Here is a 16,805-nt window from a genome sequence, read left to right as displayed (position 1 = left end):
TCCCTCCCCGTCATGCCCGAGTCAGACGAACTCCCGGACGTGATCGGTGGCCCATTCCCCGAAGGTCCGCGGTGGTCCTCCGAGCAGCCGCGCCAGCGTGCCGTCGTCGCACGCGGCGGCCGCTCCCCCGGCCCGCCGCCGTGCGCCGGACACCAGGGCGTCGGCGATCCGCTCGCCGTACCGGCGGCTCCAGCCGGCGCGGGCGTCTTCCTCCGTGATCTCCTCGAACACCAGGTGCCTGCCGAGGACTTCGGCGAGGACACCGGTCTGCTCACGCGGCGAGAGCGCCTCCGGGCCGGCCAAGGCGTAGGTCCGGCCCACGTGCTGAGGGTCCGTCAGTGCGGCCACCGCCGCCGTGGCGACGTCCCTGGGGTCGACACAGGCCGTGCGTGCCGCGCCGCCGAAGGCCCGTACGACGCCCCGGTCACGGATGGACGGCGCCCAGGCGAGCGCGTTCGACATCGGCGTGCGGATGCGCAGGACGGTCCAGGACAGCCCGCTGTCGCGCAGCACTTCCTCGCTCCGCCGGTTCCAGCGGGCGACCAGGTCGTCGGCGCCCGGGTCGGCGACCCCGCACCAGGAGAGCTTCACTGCGTGCCGCACCCCACCGGCGCGGGCGGCGGCCAGGAGGCGCTCGTCGTCCTCCGGCCGCAGCGGGTTCGCCGTGACCACGAAGACGGCGTCGGCGCCGTCGAGCGCGCGGCGCAGCGACTCCGGGTCCGTGTAGTCGCCCCGGACGGCCGGGCCGGGCAGTCCGAGCGCCGCGGCCTTGCCGGGGTCCCGTACGAACAGGCTGTGCCGTACCCCCGCGCGCTCCGCGAGGAGCCGCGCCACGTGACGTCCGACGGCTCCGGTGGCACCGGTGACGACGATCCCCGGGCCGGCGGTCCCGGTGGCGGGTTCGCCGGTGCGCGACGGGGCGGGCGCACCCGGCGCCCTCACGCGGACTTCCCGCGCGACTCGTCGAGTCGCATGCGGTTCAGCGCGCTCGGGGTGGCGATGGTGGGCAGCAGCACGTTCCACATCTCCGTCACTCGCTGGGGCAGGTCCCGACGACCGCTCTCCAGGTGGGCATGCATCTGTGCGCCGGTGCACGCGTTGACGACCAGGCGTGCCACCGCGTTCACGTCGACGCTGGCGCGAACTTCACGCTCCTTCTGGGCGAGGGCCAGGTCCTGCGCCATCACCTCGGTCCACTGCTGGTGCGAGTTCTCCTCCGGACCGATGAACAGGTCCTGCTCCATGACGAGGCGAGCGCCGGCCAGCAGGAAGGGATCGTCAAGGAGCTTGTGTGCCCATGTCAAGGTGATATCGATCGCGTGCTGGAGGCCCCGGGACTCGTGCGGCGGTGTCACGCGGTCCGGCTGGCTGCGTACGATCTCCCGGGCCAGGGCCTCCTTGTTCTCGAAGTGGAAGTACATCGCCCCGAGCGTCAGCCCGGCCCGCTGCGTGATCTTGGTGACGCTCGCGCCGGCGAACCCGCTCTCCGCGAACACTTCGGCGGCGGCACGCGCGACGAGCGCGCGGGTGCGCACCGCACGCTCCTGCTTGACCTCCCGCTTGCCCGTGAGTTCAGCCATCGACCAGCCCTCCGAAGTCACCCTCGACAAAAAAAAGAACTATCTCTATCTTACGACGTGGCTCCGGCAGGCACCACGCTGTCACCCACCTTTGCGCAACCTCGCGCCGACACCTTGTTCGGGGGACTCCGATGGCTACGCCCACCAGGCAGAGAATCGTTTCATCCCGCTCCTCTGCCTCCGACGTCAAGCAGTACGCAGGCAAGGTCGACCTCACCGAAGTACTGGTCGCCGACTGGCACCCGGTGACCGATCGCACCCACGCGGTGACCGTCGAATGGCCCGCGCACCACCCGTTCTACACCACCACTCCGCAGCGGCACGGGCTGCTGTTCTTCATCGAGAGCGTCCGCCAGGCCCTGGCCGTGGCGAGTCATCTCGGACTCGGCGTCCCCCGCGGCTACCGCATGGGCTGGGAGAGGCTGACCTGCTCGGCCTCGCCGGAGGCCCTGGCCACCGGCCCGGACCCGTCCGTCGTCCAGCTGACGATCACCCACGACGACGTCGTACGCCGCAAGTCGGGCGTGTGCCGGCTCACCGCCCGGGTGCATGCCACCCGGAACGGACTGCCGCTCGGCACCGCCCACATCGGCTACACCGCCTATCCACCGGCCCTCTACGACAGACTGCGCGGCGCTCGCGCCGACGCCCGGGCGGCCTTCGCCCGCGCCCTGCCGCCGGGGCCCGCCGTCGACCCCGCGCTGGTGGGCCGTACCGACGCACGGGACGTGACGCTCGCCCCGGACACCTCCGCGGGCCCGGACACCGGCGCCGGTCCGGGCGGCACACCGCGCCGCTGGGCCCTGCGCAGCGACACCAGTCACCGCATCCTCTTCGACCACCCCCACGACCACATACCCGGCATGGTCCTGCTGGAGGCCGTGATCCAGGCCGCCCACGCCGACGCGGCCCCACGGCCGGCCGTCCCGGTGGAACTCGACACCGTCTTCCACCGCTACGTCGAGTTCGACCTGCCGTGCGCCATCGTCACGGACGACCCCGTCACGGACGACCCCGGTACGGACGACCCCGGTACGGACGGGCCGGGCCGGCGGCGCCGGCGGATCAGCGGCGTCCAGGACGGGCAGACCGCCTTCACCACGCTGATCACCAGCATCGTCCCGGACCGGGCACCCCTCCCCCACGTGGGGCGGACCGGAACGGTCGCCGGCTGACACCGGGCACAGCGCACCCACACCCGGGAAGCCGCGGTGGCTCCACGCCACCGCGGCTTCCCCCTTTTCCGGCTCCGGCCCGGCCACAGTCCGGCCCGGCTGCTTGTTGGTGACAGCAATCGTGTTTGTGGTGATGGGCTCGCCGACGCTGTTGAATTTGGAGTCTGGGTCATTCCGGCGACTGTTGCCATGATTCTTCTGTCCCGCTCACCCCGACCCGAATTCCCACGAGGAGACAGAGATGAATCTGTCCATTTCCGGTACCTATTCCGTCGGCAAGACGCTCACCAGCATGGCGCTCGCGCATCTCACCGGCATTCCGCGCACCTCCGCCCCCACCATGCGCGAGCTGCTGCCCGTCTCGCTCCCCGGCAAGACCCTGGAGGAGTGCAACGGCGCCGAGCTGATCATGCTGATCACACGGCGGATCCAGGGCCGGGCGGTCGCTGAGAGCCACCTGCCGAACGGATTCATCTCGGACGGGTCCGCCCTGCACGAGTGGTCCTACGCGACCGTGCGCGTCAAGGTCGGCATCAACCCGAACGAGTCCGTGGACCTCGACAACGTCGAGATGACCGACGAGGTCCGGTTCTACGCCGAGGTGATGAAGCAGATCGCCATTCCCGCGAAGCAGCACACCAAGCAGTCGTACGACGCATTCGTGCACCTGCCGATCGAATTCCCCATCGTCGAGGACGGCCACCGCCCGGTGAACGAGCGCTTCCGGCAGCTCGCGGAGGAACTCCTGCTGAAGACGCTGGAGGAACTGGAAATCCCGGTGCACGTGGTCGGCGGAACCATTCCGGAGCGGCTGGCCAAGATCGTCGACATTTTCGGGTTCACGCCCGTCATGAGCATCGAAGAGGCCATCGACCGGGCCGAGGACGAGTACTCCAAGATCGACACCCGCAACGAGCTGGAGCGGCTGGCCGACGTCGCCGCGTAGGCCGCGCCGCGCGGAAGCGCGTCACCACCCCGGCACCGCCGCATCGCAGAGCGCGTCCCAGAGCGCGTCGCAGAGCGCATCGCAGAAGAAGGAGAGAGACCACGTGAGAATCGCATTCGTCGGCGCCTACGGAAACGGCAAGACGACCCTCACCACCGAACTGTCCGAGCGGCTCGGTCTGGAGCGGGTCCACGGCAGCGCCATGCGCGACCCGGCCGGCGGCACCCCCAAGGCGCTGGAGGAGACCAACGAGCCCGAGCTGATCCAGCTCGCGGTGCGCCGCTTCACGGAGCGCGCCGTCGACGAGGCCCGGCTCCAGGACGGCTTCCTCTCGGACGGCTCGGCGCTCCACGAGTGGGTCTACAGCAAGGTGCGGCTCGCCGTGGGCCGTTACCCCGAGCCGTCGGTCACGCTCGCCGACGTGCACGCCTCGACCAGCCCCTACGAGGAGGTCGTGGACCAGCTCGCCCTGCTGGGCAAGGAGCACGCCACGGCGAACTACGACGTGATCATCCACTGCCCGGTGGAGTTCCCGCTGCCCAAGGGCGTCGACCCGATCAGCGAGCGCTTCCGCACCCTGTCCGACGAGCTGATGCTGGAGATCGTCAAGACGCTCGACGTCCCGCTGCACATCGTCACGGGAAGTCTTGAGGAGCGGATCGAGCAGGTCCTCAAGATCGCCGGTCTGCCGCAGACCGCGTAGCGGACCGGCCGCCCGCAGGCCCACCGCCGGCGTCGTCCACCTCCGTCCGCCTCCGGGCGACGCCCCCGTTCCCCCCTCCCCCTTGGCTGCCCCCGTTCACGGCAAGGAGAGCACCGTGCACAGCGGAATCGGAGTGTTCCTTTCCCCCCTCCACGCCCCGGGTCAGGACCCCCACCTGACCATTCGGCGTGACCTCCAGCTCGTCGAGCACCTCGACGAGCTGAACTACGACGAGTGCTGGTTCGGCGAGCACCACTCCCTGGCCTGGCCGACGATCGGCGCCCCCGAGACGATCATCGCGGCCGCCGCCGAGCGGACCCGGCAGATCAAGCTGGCCAACGGCGTCGTGCCGCTGCCCTTCCACCACCCCTACAACGTCGCGACCCGGGCCCTGATGCTCGACCACCTCACCCGGGGCCGCTACATCCTCGGCGTCGGCCCCGGCGCCACCCCGAACGACTCGCACCAGTTCGGGGTGGCGCAGGACGACCTCAAGCGCATGGCGAGCGAGGCGATCCCCGCCGTGCGGGAACTGGTCAACGGCGAGGAGCGGGTGAGCGCCAAGACCGACTGGTTCGTGCTCCAGGACGCCAAGATGCAGCTGCCCCGCTACAGCAAGCCGGGCATCGAGATGGCCATCTCCAGCATCGGCACCCCCAACAGCCCCAAGGTGGCCGGGCAGTTCGGGCTGAGCCTGGTGTCCTGGGGCGCCCCGCCGCCCGGACTGCCGGCCGTGGACCTGGCCCAGCAGTGGCGCTACGCCGAGGAGTCCGCCGAGGAGCACGGCAACACGATGGACCGGGCCAAGTGGCGGGTCGTCGTACCGCTGTACATCGCCGAGACGCGGGAGCAGGCCTACCAGGACGTGCGGCAGGGCTTCTCCGAGTGGCTGTGGGGCTACTGGGGCAGGGCCGCCGGCTTCGACGTCGCCGCGAGCATGCAGGGCGTCACGTCCTCCCAGGAGCTGGAGGCGGGGGTGGAGCAGGGCCTGGCGATCGTCGGCTCCCCCGAGGACGCCGTCGCCGCGATCGAGCGGCTCCAGGAGCAGACCGGCGGCTTCGGCACGTTCCTCGTCTACGCCATGAACTGGGCGTCCTTCGAGAAGACGAAGCAGAGCTACGCGCTGCTGGCCGAGCAGGTCGCCCCGCGCTTCTCGGGCTCCACCGCGCGCGGTGACGAGTCCATCCGGTGGAGCGTCGACAACCGCCACGTCTTCCCCCACACCGAGGCGCGCCGCGCCCGGGAGGCCCGGGAGACCCAGGCGGTCTGACCACCGAGCCGCCCACCGTCCACCGCAGACCGGCAGCGACCCGTGACGGGCGCTGTCGGTCTGCCGCGTCGTGTCCCCGTGCCGCCGGCAACCCCCATTGGTGCGACCTCTGGCGGATACGCCATTCGTGTGTGCCGTCTTGACCGCCCCCGGGGCCCCTCCTATGGTCGCGCTACCGACCGGACGTAGGACGTAGGACGTCGTATCTCACCTCCCCTCCCCCACCCACCCGTTGGAGGACCCGTGCGCGACGACGACGTGAACCCCGGCGTACCGGCACCGCTTCGCCGGCATTTCCTGAAGTACTCGGGCGCGCTCGGCGCGACCGCCGCCCTGTCCCCCGCACTGGCCGCCTGTTCCACCGGTCCCGAGTCGACGAACGACACCGGAGGTGGTGGCAGCGGCAAGGACCGGACGCTGACCGCCGTGATCGGGTACGGCAACGACGGCAGCTGGGACCCCACGCAGACCGCGTCGGCGTTCGCGATGGCCGCCAACAACCACATCTACGAGGGGCTGTTGGACACGGATCCGATCACCCGGGAGCCGTATCCGGCGCTGGCCACCGCGATCCCCGCCGACCCGTCCGCCACCGCCTGGCGGTTCCCGCTCCGCTCCGGCGCCACCTTCCACGACGGCAGGCCCGTCACCGCCGACGACGTCGTGTTCGTCTTCGACCGGATTCTCGATCCGGACACCCAGACGCTCGCCAAGGGCTTCTTCGCCTCCTGGCTGGACTCCGTGCGCAAGGTGGACGCCCGGACCGTCGAACTCGTCCTCAAGTTCCCCTTCCCGGACGGTCTGTCCCGGCTCACCCTCGCCAAGATCATGCCCCGGCACGTCTTCTCCCGGCCCGGCGCCTGGGACGACGCCGTCAAGGGGCTGGCCGTGGGCTCGGGGCCGTACCGGCAGACCGCGCACCACCCGAAGTCGAACACCACCTTCGAGGCGTTCGCCGCCTACAACGGTCCCCGCAAGCCCGCGTTCCGGAGGATGAACTGGCTGACCATCGTGGACGCGGCACCACGCGTCGCGAAGATCTCCGGGACCGGCGCCGGTGCGCAGATCGCCGACAACATCCCCTACGCCAACATCCCCCGGCTGGAACAGGGCGGGCTGAAGGTCGCCGGCGGTGCCGGGATGAACAACCTCTTCCTGATGTTCAACACCCGGCACAAGCCCTTCGACGACGTCCGCGTCCGCCAGGCCCTGCACTACGCCATCGACACCGAGAAGATGGTGCGGGTCGCGCTGAAGGGCCACGGCAGGCCCGCGTCCTCGTTCCTCAACGAGGGCAATCCCGGCTACCGCCGGGCCAGGACCGTCTACGACCACGACCCGGACAAGGCGAGGGCCCTGCTGAAGGCCGCCGGGGTCACCGGCCTCAGGGTCACCGTCCTGGCGGTGAACGTCAGCTGGATCGTGGACTGCCTGCCGACCATCAAGTCCTCCTGGGACGCGATCGGCGTGCGGACCACCCTGGCACCGCAGGAGACCACGGCCGTCTTCACCAAGATGGACCAGAAGCAGGACTACCAGGTGGTCGCGGCGGCCTCCAACCCCAACCAGTTCGGGCGCGACGCCGACCTGATCATGCACTACAACTACGGGCCCGGGAACCTGTGGATGCGGTACACGCGGTGGGAAGGCCACCCCGTCGCCCAGCGGCTCTTCAAGGACATGGACCGGGCGACCCGCGAGCCGGACCCCGCGCGGAAGAAGGCGATGATCCAGGACTACATCGACGTCGTCGCCGAGCAGGCCGTGCTCTACCCGGTCGTCCACAACGAGCTGATGACCGCCTGGGACCCGCGCGAGCTCAGCGGGATAAGGGCGCAGCCGTACCCGGGCGTCAACCTGCTCCAGGCCAAGTGGGCCTGACGGCATGACGGCCGTCGTACGGATCCTCCTGCGCCGCATCGCCCTGCTCGTGCCCCTGCTCCTCGGCATCGTGCTCTTCGTGTTCCTGGTGATGCGGTTCTCGGACGTCGACCCGGCGTCCGCGTTCTTCCAGGGCGCCAACCCGACCCCCGGGCAGCTCCACGACTTCCGGGAGCGCAACGGGCTGCTGGACCCGCTGCCCCTGCGGTACGTCCACTTCGTCGGCGACCTGCTCCACGGCGACCTCGGCACCAGCGCCCTCACCCGCGCGCCCGTGGTCGACCAGGTCACCACCGCGCTGCCGCTCACCCTCCAGCTGACCTTCCTCGGTCTCGCGCTCGCGGTCGTGCTGGCGCTGGCGGGCGGAGTGACGGCGGCGGTGTACCGGGACCGGCTGCCGGACCAGGTCATCCGGGTGGTCTCACTGGTCGGGGTGGCCGCGCCCGGCTTCTGGCTGGCTCTGCTGATGATCCAGTACCTGGCCGTGGACCGGGGCTGGTTCCCGACCGGCGGCTACGTCAACCCCGCCGACTCCCTCACCGGCTGGCTGAGGACCATGGCCCTGCCCGCGTTCGCGCTGTCCCTGCCGGTCGCCGCCCAGCTCACCCGGATCGTCCGGACCTCCGTGGTGGAGGAGCTGGACAAGGACTACGTCCGGACGGCGATCGGGAGCGGGCTGCCGCCCCGGGTCGTCGTCGGCCGGAACGTGCTGCGCAACGCGCTCGTCAATCCCCTCACCGTGCTCGGCCTGCGGGTCGGCTACCTCCTCGGCGGTGCCGTCGTCATCGAGACGATCTTCTCGCTGCCCGGCATGGGGAAGCTGATGATCGACGCCGTGCAGAACGGCGATCCGGCCGTCGTGCAGGGGGTCGTGCTGACCACCGCCACCGGATTCGTCGTAGTGAACCTCGTCATCGACATCCTGTATCTGCTGGTCAACCCACGCTTGAGGGCGGCCTGATGGTCACGCGCGCGAACCTCGGCAAACGGCTCTCCCGGCCCGGCGGCGTCCGGCTGCGCAGGTGGCGCCGGCTGCCGCCGCTGTCCAGGGCCGCCGTCTGCTTCCTGGCCGTCGTCATCGTCGTCGCCGTCCTCGCCCCCGTCCTCGCCCCGCACGATCCGCTCGACCAGCAGGACCCGGTCGGCGGGACCGGGGCGCCGTCGGCCGCGCACTGGATGGGGCAGGACAGCCTCGGCCGGGACGTCCTCAGCCGGCTGATGTACGGCGCCCGCTGGTCCCTCGCCATCGGGCTGGGCGCGACCGCGCTGGCGCTCGCCGTCGGCGCCCTCGTCGGAGTGCTGGCCGCCACCTCCCGCAAGGCGGTGGACGAGACGCTGATGCGCTGCCTGGACGTGGTGATGGCGTTCCCGGGCATCGCGCTCGCGGCCGTGCTGGTGGCCGTGTTCGGCGGCGGGATCGGCGTGCTGATCTGTGCCATCGCGTTCCTGTTCACCCCGCCCGTGGCGCGGGTCGTGCGGGCCAATGTGCTCGACCAGTACGGCGAGGACTACGTCACCGCCGAACGGGTCATCGGCGCCCGCACCCCGCACATCGTGCTGCGGCACGTGGCCGTCAACTGTGCCGCGCCGGTACTGGTGTTCTGCACGGTCCAGGTCGCCGAGGCCATCGTGTTCGAGGCGTCGCTGTCCTTCATCGGCGCGGGCGTGCGGCCCCCGGACCCGTCCTGGGGCAGTGTCATCGCCGACGGCAAGAACATGGTGCTGACCGGCGGCTGGTGGGCGACCGTCTTCCCCGGGCTGCTGATCCTGCTCACCGTGCTGGCGCTGAACATCCTCTCCGAGGGCGTCTCGGACGCGTGGGCGGCGCCCGCGCCCCGCGAGGTGGGGGCTCCCCCGGAGGGGGCACCGCCGGCGGACCGGCTCCGGACCCCGGAGCCCGGCACCGGCGAGGTGCTGCCACTGCCCGGTCTCACCGAGGCCGCCCGACGGCTGCGCTCCCGGGCCCGGCCGCTGCCGGACCGGAGCGGGCGGCCGGTGCTCGCCGTGGAGCACCTCGCCGTCGGCTTCCCGGACCGGCACCGGGGCGTGGACATCGTGGCCGGGGTCGGCTTCGAGGTGTACCCCGGTGAAGTGCTCGGGCTGGTGGGCGAGTCGGGCTGCGGGAAGTCGCTGACCGCGCTGACCGTCATGGGGCTCCAGCCGAAGGGCGCCCGGGTCGGCGGCCGGGTCCGGTTCCGGGAGCGGGACCTGCTGGCCGAGCCGGCGCGGGTGCGGCGGCGGCTCCTCGGCCACGAGATGGCCATGGTGTACCAGGACGCCCTGTCCTCCCTGAACCCGGCCATGACCGTCCGGGCCCAGCTGAAGCAGCTCGTCCGGCGCGGGGGCAGGCGCGGTCCGCGCGAGCTCATGGAGCTGGTCGGCCTGGACCCCGACCGCACCCTGCGCAGCTATCCGCACGAGCTGTCCGGCGGGCAGCGCCAGCGTGTGCTCATCGCCATGGCCCTCTCCCGCGACCCGGGGCTGATCGTCGCCGACGAGCCGACCACCGCCCTGGACGTCACCGTGCAGGCCCAGGTCATGGAGCTGCTGCTCCGGCTGCGGGCCGAGCTGGGCTTCGCGCTGATCCTGGTCTCGCACGATCTGGCGCTGGTCGCCGACGTCACCGACCGGGTGGTGGTGATGTACGGCGGGCAGATCGTGGAGAGCGGGGTGACCGCCGACCTGGTGGCGGCACCGGCCCACCACTACACGCGCGGGCTGCTCGGCAACGTGCTCTCGCTGGAGTCGGCCGAGGAGCGGATGACCCAGATCAAGGGGGCCGTACCGGCCCCGGCGGACTTCCCGGCGGGCTGCCGGTTCGCCGACCGGTGCCCGCTCGCCACCGAGGTGTGCCACACCACCGCCCCGGTTCTCGCGGGCACCCCCGCCCACACGGCCGCCTGCCACCACCCGGCGGTGGAACTGGCCTCGGCCGACAGTGAGGAGGCCCTGCGGTGACCGCTGTCGTGGAGGTGCGGGACGCGCACGTCGTCCACCGGGCGCGCGCTGGCGGTCTGTTCCGGCGGGACCGGGTGTACGCCCTGACCGGCGCCGATCTCTCCGTCGCGCCCGGCGAGACGGTCGGGGTGGTCGGCGAGTCGGGGTGCGGCAAGTCGACGCTGGCGAAGGTGCTGGTGGGCATCCAGCGGCCGGTGTCCGGGACGGTGGCGTTCGGGGGCCGGGACCTGTGGGCGATGCCGGCCGCCGAGCGCAGGACCACGGTCGGCGCGGGAACCGGCATGATCTTCCAGGACCCGTCGACCGCGCTGAACCGCCGGCTGACGGTCCGCCGGATCCTGCGCGACCCGCTGGACGTCCACCGGCGCGGCACGCGGGCCGGACGGGAGGGCAGGGTGCGGGAGTTGATGGACCTCGTCGGGCTGCCCCGGGCGCTCGCCGACGCCCTGCCCGGGCAGCTCTCCGGCGGGCAGCGGCAGCGCGTCGCCATCGCCCGCGCGCTCGCCCTGGACCCGGACCTCGTCGTCGCCGACGAGCCGACCAGCGCCCTGGACGTCTCGGTCCGCGCGCAGATCCTCAACCTGCTGCTCGACCTGAAGGACCGCCTCGGTCTCGCCCTGGTGTTCGTCTCGCACGACATCCAGACGGTCCGGCGGATGAGCGACCGGGTGATCACCATGTACCTCGGCCGGATCGTGGAGGAGACCCCGGCCGACCGGGTCACCGACGCGGCCCGGCACCCGTACACCCGCGCCCTGTTCTCGGCCACGCCGGGCCTGCTGGACCCCCTCGACCCGATCCCGCTGAGCGGGCCGGTCCCCTCGGCGACCCGCCCGCCGAGCGGCTGCCCGTTCCGTACCCGCTGCTGGAAGGCCGACGAGGTCTGCGCCGCGTCGATGCCGGACTTCTCGGCCGCGTCACGGCCCGGACACCGCTACCGGTGCCACCATCCTGTTCAGGAGGACCAGCCGACCAGAGACCTAGCGCGCAGGAGCCGTGAATGACCCTCCCCACCCCGCTCACCGGTGTCGTCCCGCCCGTCTGCACACCCCTGACGCCGGAACGCGAGGTGGACGTGCCCTCGCTGCTGCGCCTGGTGGACTTCCTGGTGGAGGCCGGGGTGCACGGGCTGTTCCTGCTGGGCTCGACCTCGGAGGCGGCCTTCCTGACGGACGCGCAGCGCGAGCGGGTGGTGGCGGCCGTGACCGCGCACGTGGGCGGTCAGCTGCCCGTGCTCGCCGGGGCCATCGACATGACCACCCCGCGTGTCCTGGAGCACGTCGCCGCGGTCACCTCGGCGGGCGCGCGGGCCGTCGTCGTCACCGCGCCCTTCTACGCCCGCACCCACCCGTCCGAGCTCGTCCACCACTACCGCCGGATCGCCGCCGCCAGCCCGGTCCCGGTGATCGCCTACGACATCCCCGTCGCCGTGCACACCAAGCTCCCCGCCGACCTGCTGCTGGGGCTCGCCGGGGACGGTGTACTGGCCGGGGTCAAGGACTCCAGCGGGGACCTGGCGGCCTTCCGGGAGGTGGTCACCGGCGCCCGCGCCCACCCCGGGTTCAGCGTGCTGACCGGCTCGGAACTGATCACCGACGCGGCGCTGGCGCTGGGCGCCGACGGGGCCGTGCCGGGCCTGGCCAACGTCGACCCGCACGGCTATGTGCGCCTCTACCGCCAGTGCCGGGCGGGCGACGCGGAGGGGGCGCGGAGCGAACAGGAGCGGCTGTGCGCGCTGTTCCGGATCACCGGCGTCGGGGACCCCGCGCGGATGGGCGGGAGCTCGGCCGCGCTGGGCGCGTTCAAGGCGGCGCTGCATCTGCGCGGGATCATCGACTGCCCGGTGACCGCCGAGCCGCAGGTACCGCTGTCCGGCGCGGAGGTCGAACAGATCGGCAAGCTGCTGGCGGCGGCGGGCCTGCTCGGCCTCGACGCCTAGGCGGGGTGCTGGCGGACCCCGCCACCCGGCCCGGCGCCCGGCCGGACGCGGCCTCGGTCACCGGCCGGCCCGCACCCCTCACGGCAGGCGGAGTCTGCGGAACTCCAGGGACTCGTACGGGTCCCGGACGCCGGTCTCGTAGAGCACGCCGATGGTGTCGGGGGCGAGCTGGACCAGGTCGGAGTAGGCGGCCGGGCGGCCGGAGAGGGTGAGCAGCCTGCGGAAGGTGCGGCCGGCGTCCGTGCTCGCCCAGAGGGCCAGGGCGCGGCGTGCGGTCGGCACGGAGGGCGCGGAGAACAGCAGGGGCGCGCCCGGGCCACGCGGCTGGAGGACGCTGCCCTGGACCACCGGGACGGCGTTCAGCGCGGGCTGGACGGCGTAGGGGCGGTCCAGGGTCAGGCCGCCGTCGCCGGAGTAGGTGTCGAGGCGGTTTCCGGGGGCGGTGCCGTTCTGGTCGCGGGAGCTGAAGTAGACGCGGCCGTCCGGGAGTTGGGCGGCACTGGTCTCGTTGGCGTCGGTCACGCCGTCGTAGCCCGCGTCCACGAACCCCAGGTGCCAGGTGCGGCCGGAGTCGTCGCTGTAGAGGGCGTGTCCGCCGTAGTACCTGGGCTCCTGGCCGGTGTCCCGGGAGCCGGGGGGCGGGGCCGCCGAGTGGTCGGCGGGGACCAGCAGACGGCTGGGGGTGCCCCCTCTGGGGGAGTGCGGGCCGCGGGTGAGGGCGACGGCGTGGCCGGGGCCGGTGGCGTACCAGCGCCAGCCGGGCCGGGTCACCCGGGCCGTGATGTCCCGGGGGGCGGTGAAGCGGCGGCCGTCGTCCAGGCTGTGCTGCACGAAGACCCGGCGGCCCTGTTCCGGGGTGACCTCGCCGCGCATGATCTGCGCCTCCGTCACGTTCCCGGCGTTGGCGCAGGTGACCAGGACGACCGCGCCGGTGCGCGGGTCGGCCACGGGCGCCGGGTTGCCCCGGGTGTGACCCCGCCCGGCGGCCACCACGGTCAGCGGGCCCCAGGTGCAGCCGCCGTCGGTGGAGCGGCGCAGGACGACGTCGATGTCACCGGTGTCCCCCGCGCCGTCGCGCCGGCCCTCGGCGAAGGCCAGGACGGTGCCGTGCCGGGTCGTCACCACGGCCGGGATGCGGTAGACGGCGTACCCGCCCCGCCCGGACACGTACGGCACCGAGGAGACGCAGCCGGCGGGCGCCGCGTGGGCGGGCGGCCCGGTGGTGAGCGAGGCGAGGAGCGCCAGGCTGGTGAGGAGGGAGCGGCTGCGCGGGGTCACGCCCTGATGCTGCCCACGATCACCGGCGCGGCCTTACTCCGTCCGGATGATCAGGAGGGATGGTCGGGACGGGTGGCCGGGACAGGTGGTCAGGACGGGGTCCGGGCCGCGGCCAGCAGCCGGGTCACGTCGTCGGAGCAGATGGTGAGGGCCGCGCCGACCGTGGCGAGGGCGTCGCGTTCGGCGGGGGTGTAGGGGCCGTCGGCGAGGGCGATGCGGGCGGCCTGGAGCAGCAGGGACTCGCGTCCGGCCGGGGCCAGGTGCGGGGCGAGCGGGTCCAGGGACTCGTGCAGCTCTATGGTCAGCCCGGCCCCGCACGGCTGCTCGAAGTACCGGCCGGTGTCGGCGGCGAGGGCGTCGACCAGGGCGGCCAGCTGGTCCTCGGTGCACTCGGCGAAGCCGGCCGCGCGGACCGTCGCGGCGGCCGTCTCCAGGGCCGTACGGGAGCAGGTGCCGCCCGCGGCGAGCACGGCGAGGGCGACGGTGTGCACGGCGTCGCGGAGCATCGCGGAGAAACGGCGGGTGGTGGGGTGGTCGAGCACCTCGGTGCCGAAGTGGTGCCCGCAGGCCGCGCACTCCACCACCGGTCCGGCCGTCCCCCGCGGCAGCACGGGCACCCCGAGCAGGGTGAGCCGGCGTCGTCCGGTGAGCCGCTGGTAGTTGCGGTCTCCGCCGCAGCCGGGGCAGAAGAACTCGCCGTCTCCCACGGGTGTCCATGCGGTGCGGGTGCCCAGGATGCGCACAGCCCTGGCGGCACGGCCGTCTCGTCCCCGTACTGGCAGCACGTCGCACCTCCGTAACCGCACGGCAACATCGCCGTGCTGGCGTGATGTTAGCCACATCACCGAGGTGGAGTCAGTACCCCGTAAGAGACCTTTCTGTGACCTGCACCGACCATTGGCCGGAAAGCGACCAGGGGACCGCGCCCCGACGGGGCGCGGTCCCCTGCTTGACATGCGGCTCCGCCGCGCGGGCGCGAGCAGCCTCGACGGCACCGCACCCGCCCGACGGCGGATGCCTCTGGTCCGCCGGCCGGCGAAGCGCTAGCGGGTCGCGCGGTTCACCGCGGAGACGACCGCCTTCAGCGACGCACGCGTCGTGTTGGCGTCGATGCCGATGCCCCACAGGACCTTGTCGTCGATCGCGCACTCGATGTAGGAGGCGGCCTGCGCGGAGGCGCCCTCGCTCATCGTGTGCTCCTGATAGTCCAGCAGGCGTACGTCGATGCCGACGGACTGGAGGGCGTCGAAGAAGGCCGAGATCGGACCGTTGCCGGAGCCGGTCAGGACCCGGTCCTCGCCGTCGACGGTGGCCTCGACGGTGAGGGTGTCCACGCCGTCGGTGTCGGTGGTCGACTGGCCGGTCCTGACCTGGATGCGGCCCCACGGGTTCTCGGGGTTCGGCAGGTACTCGTCCTGGAAGACCGCCCAGATCTCCTTCGGCGTGATCTCGCCGCCCTCGGCGTCGGTCTTCGCCTGGATGATCTTCGAGAACTCGATCTGCATCCGGCGCGGCAGGTCGAGCTTGTGGTCGTTCTTCAGGACGTAGGAGATGCCGCCCTTGCCGGACTGCGAGTTGACGCGGATGACGGCCTCGTAGGAGCGGCCGACGTCCTTGGGGTCGATCGGCAGGTACGGCACCGCCCATTCGAGGTCGTCCACGGTGACCCCGCGGGCCGCCGCGTCGGCCTCCATGGCGTCGAAGCCCTTCTTGATGGCGTCCTGGTGGGAGCCGGAGAAGGACGTGTAGACCAGGTCGCCCACGTACGGGTGGCGCGGGTGGACCTCCATCTGGTTGCAGTACTCCCACGTACGACGGATCTCGTCGATGTCGGAGAAGTCGATCTGCGGGTCGACGCCCTGGGAGAACAGGTTCATGCCCAGGGTGACCAGGTCGACGTTGCCGGTGCGCTCGCCCTGTCCGAACAGGCAGCCCTCGACGCGGTCGGCGCCGGCCATCAGGGCCAGCTCGGCGGCGGCCACGGCTGTACCGCGGTCGTTGTGCGGGTGGACGGACAGGCAGACGTACTCGCGGCGGGAGAGGTTGCGGTGCATCCACTCGAAGCGGTCCGCGTGCGTGGACGGCGTCGAACGCTCCACGGTGGCGGGCAGGTTGAGGATGATCTCGCGGCCCGGACCCGGCTGGTAGACGTCCATCACCGCCTCGCAGACCTCCAGCGCGAAGTCCAGCTCGGTGTCTGTGAAGATCTCCGGGGAGTACTGGTAGCCGAACTCGGTCTCCGGGCCCAGCAGCTTCTCGGCGTACTCCATCACCAGCCGGGTGCCGTCGACGGCGATCTGCTTGATGTCGTCCTTGGAGCCGCGGAAGACGACCCGGCGGAAGACCGGGGCGGTGGCGTTGTACAGGTGGACGGTGGCCCGGCGGGCGCCCTTCAGGGACTCCACGGTCCGCTCGATCAGGTCCTCGCGGGCCTGGGTGAGGACGGAGATCGTCACGTCCTCGGGGATCGCGCCCTCTTCCTCGATGATCGAGCGCACGAAGTCGAAGTCGGTCTGGCCGGAGGCGGGGAAGCCGACCTCGATCTCCTTGTAGCCCATCTTGACCAGCTGGTCGAACATGCGCCGCTTGCGCTCGGGTGACATGGGGTCGATCAGGGCCTGGTTGCCGTCGCGCAGGTCGGTGGAGAGCCAGCGGGGGGCGGTGGTGATCCGCCTGTCGGGCCAGGTGCGGTCCGGGATGTCGACCTGCGCGTAGCGGCCGTACTTGTGGATCGGCATGGGGCTGGGCTGCTGGCGGTTGGCCATGATGGCGTGGGCTCCTCAGGATGTCCGGGTATCCGAGTGGACGGCCGACGACGCAACGCCAAGCTCCGCGGGGAGGGAGTCGGCCTCGACTACAGGCCCTCGCCGCGGCAGCTAAGAAGAAGCAGCCAGGAACGCATGATGTTCCGCAGCCTAGCCGAGCCGTTCCGGGCGCGCGGGCCTGTCCCAGTATGCGGGACCGCGCGGCAAAAAGGGACAAAACGTGCGCCGCACCACATCGCCCTACCACACCGTCACAGTCTGTTGCGTTTCGTGTCCTGGTATTTCACCAATCATGGTGGCAGGTAGTGAC

Annotated in this window: 14 protein-coding genes; 9 read left to right on the top strand and 5 right to left on the bottom strand. The window is 71.9% G+C overall.

Annotation, left to right across the window (positions count from 1 at the left end):
* Nucleotides 1-21: 21 nt before the first annotated feature.
* Nucleotides 22-942 carry an NAD(P)H-binding protein gene (locus ACH4LD_RS02655; RefSeq protein ID WP_398053348.1) on the bottom strand — a complete coding sequence of 307 codons (921 nt, stop codon included), beginning with the start codon at nucleotides 940-942 and terminating at the stop codon, nucleotides 22-24.
* The gene (locus tag ACH4LD_RS02650) at nucleotides 939-1,580 is read right to left on the bottom strand and encodes a ScbR family autoregulator-binding transcription factor (protein WP_398053347.1); all 642 of its coding nucleotides are present in this window, start codon (nucleotides 1,578-1,580) and stop codon (nucleotides 939-941) included. Before ACH4LD_RS02650 ends, ACH4LD_RS02655 begins: the two co-directional genes overlap by 4 nt.
* Before the next feature lie 131 nt (nucleotides 1,581-1,711).
* On the opposite strand from ACH4LD_RS02650, the gene ACH4LD_RS02645 reads away from it, so the two are divergent.
* The 9 genes from ACH4LD_RS02645 (at nucleotide 1,712) to ACH4LD_RS02605 (ending at nucleotide 12,452) form a co-directional block, all read left to right on the top strand.
* On the top strand, nucleotides 1,712-2,755 hold the full coding sequence (locus ACH4LD_RS02645) for a ScbA/BarX family gamma-butyrolactone biosynthesis protein (RefSeq protein ID WP_398053346.1): 1,044 nt from the start codon (nucleotides 1,712-1,714) through the stop codon (nucleotides 2,753-2,755).
* A 241-nt stretch (nucleotides 2,756-2,996) separates the two neighbouring features.
* The gene (locus ACH4LD_RS02640) at nucleotides 2,997-3,701 is read left to right on the top strand and encodes an AAA family ATPase (RefSeq protein ID WP_132783549.1); all 705 of its coding nucleotides are present in this window, start codon (nucleotides 2,997-2,999) and stop codon (nucleotides 3,699-3,701) included.
* Between the two features lie 103 nt (nucleotides 3,702-3,804).
* Nucleotides 3,805-4,404: an ATP-binding protein gene (locus tag ACH4LD_RS02635; RefSeq protein ID WP_398053345.1), complete on the top strand. Its 600-nt coding sequence runs from the start codon at nucleotides 3,805-3,807 to the stop codon at nucleotides 4,402-4,404.
* A 115-nt stretch (nucleotides 4,405-4,519) separates the two neighbouring features.
* The gene (locus ACH4LD_RS02630; protein WP_398053344.1) at nucleotides 4,520-5,674 is read left to right on the top strand and encodes an LLM class flavin-dependent oxidoreductase; all 1,155 of its coding nucleotides are present in this window, start codon (nucleotides 4,520-4,522) and stop codon (nucleotides 5,672-5,674) included.
* 243 nt (nucleotides 5,675-5,917) lie between these two features.
* Nucleotides 5,918-7,555 carry an ABC transporter substrate-binding protein gene (locus ACH4LD_RS02625; protein WP_398053343.1) on the top strand — a complete coding sequence of 546 codons (1,638 nt, stop codon included), beginning with the start codon at nucleotides 5,918-5,920 and terminating at the stop codon, nucleotides 7,553-7,555.
* A gap of 4 nt (nucleotides 7,556-7,559) precedes the next feature.
* Entirely contained in the window at nucleotides 7,560-8,516 is a 957-nt protein-coding gene (locus tag ACH4LD_RS02620; RefSeq protein ID WP_132783545.1) for an ABC transporter permease, read from the top strand.
* Nucleotides 8,516-10,513 carry a dipeptide/oligopeptide/nickel ABC transporter permease/ATP-binding protein gene (locus ACH4LD_RS02615; protein ID WP_398053342.1) on the top strand — a complete coding sequence of 666 codons (1,998 nt, stop codon included), beginning with the start codon at nucleotides 8,516-8,518 and terminating at the stop codon, nucleotides 10,511-10,513. The genes ACH4LD_RS02620 and ACH4LD_RS02615 overlap by 1 nt, the downstream gene beginning before the upstream one ends.
* A complete protein-coding gene (locus ACH4LD_RS02610) occupies nucleotides 10,510-11,517 on the top strand; it encodes an oligopeptide/dipeptide ABC transporter ATP-binding protein (protein ID WP_398053341.1) in 1,008 nt (335 codons plus the stop codon). Before ACH4LD_RS02615 ends, ACH4LD_RS02610 begins: the two co-directional genes overlap by 4 nt.
* Nucleotides 11,514-12,452 carry a dihydrodipicolinate synthase family protein gene (locus tag ACH4LD_RS02605; protein WP_398053340.1) on the top strand — a complete coding sequence of 313 codons (939 nt, stop codon included), beginning with the start codon at nucleotides 11,514-11,516 and terminating at the stop codon, nucleotides 12,450-12,452. Before ACH4LD_RS02610 ends, ACH4LD_RS02605 begins: the two co-directional genes overlap by 4 nt.
* Before the next feature lie 78 nt (nucleotides 12,453-12,530).
* On the opposite strand, the gene ACH4LD_RS02600 is transcribed toward ACH4LD_RS02605, so the two are convergent.
* From ACH4LD_RS02600 to leuA, 3 genes are all read right to left on the bottom strand, one after another.
* The gene (locus ACH4LD_RS02600) at nucleotides 12,531-13,730 is read right to left on the bottom strand and encodes an exo-alpha-sialidase (RefSeq protein WP_398053339.1); all 1,200 of its coding nucleotides are present in this window, start codon (nucleotides 13,728-13,730) and stop codon (nucleotides 12,531-12,533) included.
* 89 nt (nucleotides 13,731-13,819) lie between these two features.
* Nucleotides 13,820-14,515: a TerB family tellurite resistance protein gene (locus ACH4LD_RS02595; RefSeq protein WP_398053338.1), complete on the bottom strand. Its 696-nt coding sequence runs from the start codon at nucleotides 14,513-14,515 to the stop codon at nucleotides 13,820-13,822.
* A gap of 258 nt (nucleotides 14,516-14,773) precedes the next feature.
* Nucleotides 14,774-16,495, bottom strand: a complete 1,722-nt coding sequence (gene leuA, locus ACH4LD_RS02590) for a 2-isopropylmalate synthase (RefSeq protein ID WP_398053337.1) — start codon at nucleotides 16,493-16,495, stop codon at nucleotides 14,774-14,776.
* Between the last annotated feature and the right edge of the window lie 310 nt (nucleotides 16,496-16,805).

Source organism: Streptomyces sp. NPDC017676, from assembly GCF_044329325.1.
In the GTDB taxonomy this organism is placed as follows: Bacteria; Actinomycetota; Actinomycetes; order Streptomycetales; family Streptomycetaceae; genus Streptomyces.
Note: the sequence above shows the minus strand (reverse complement) of the source record. Positions and strands in the feature narration are given on the sequence as shown.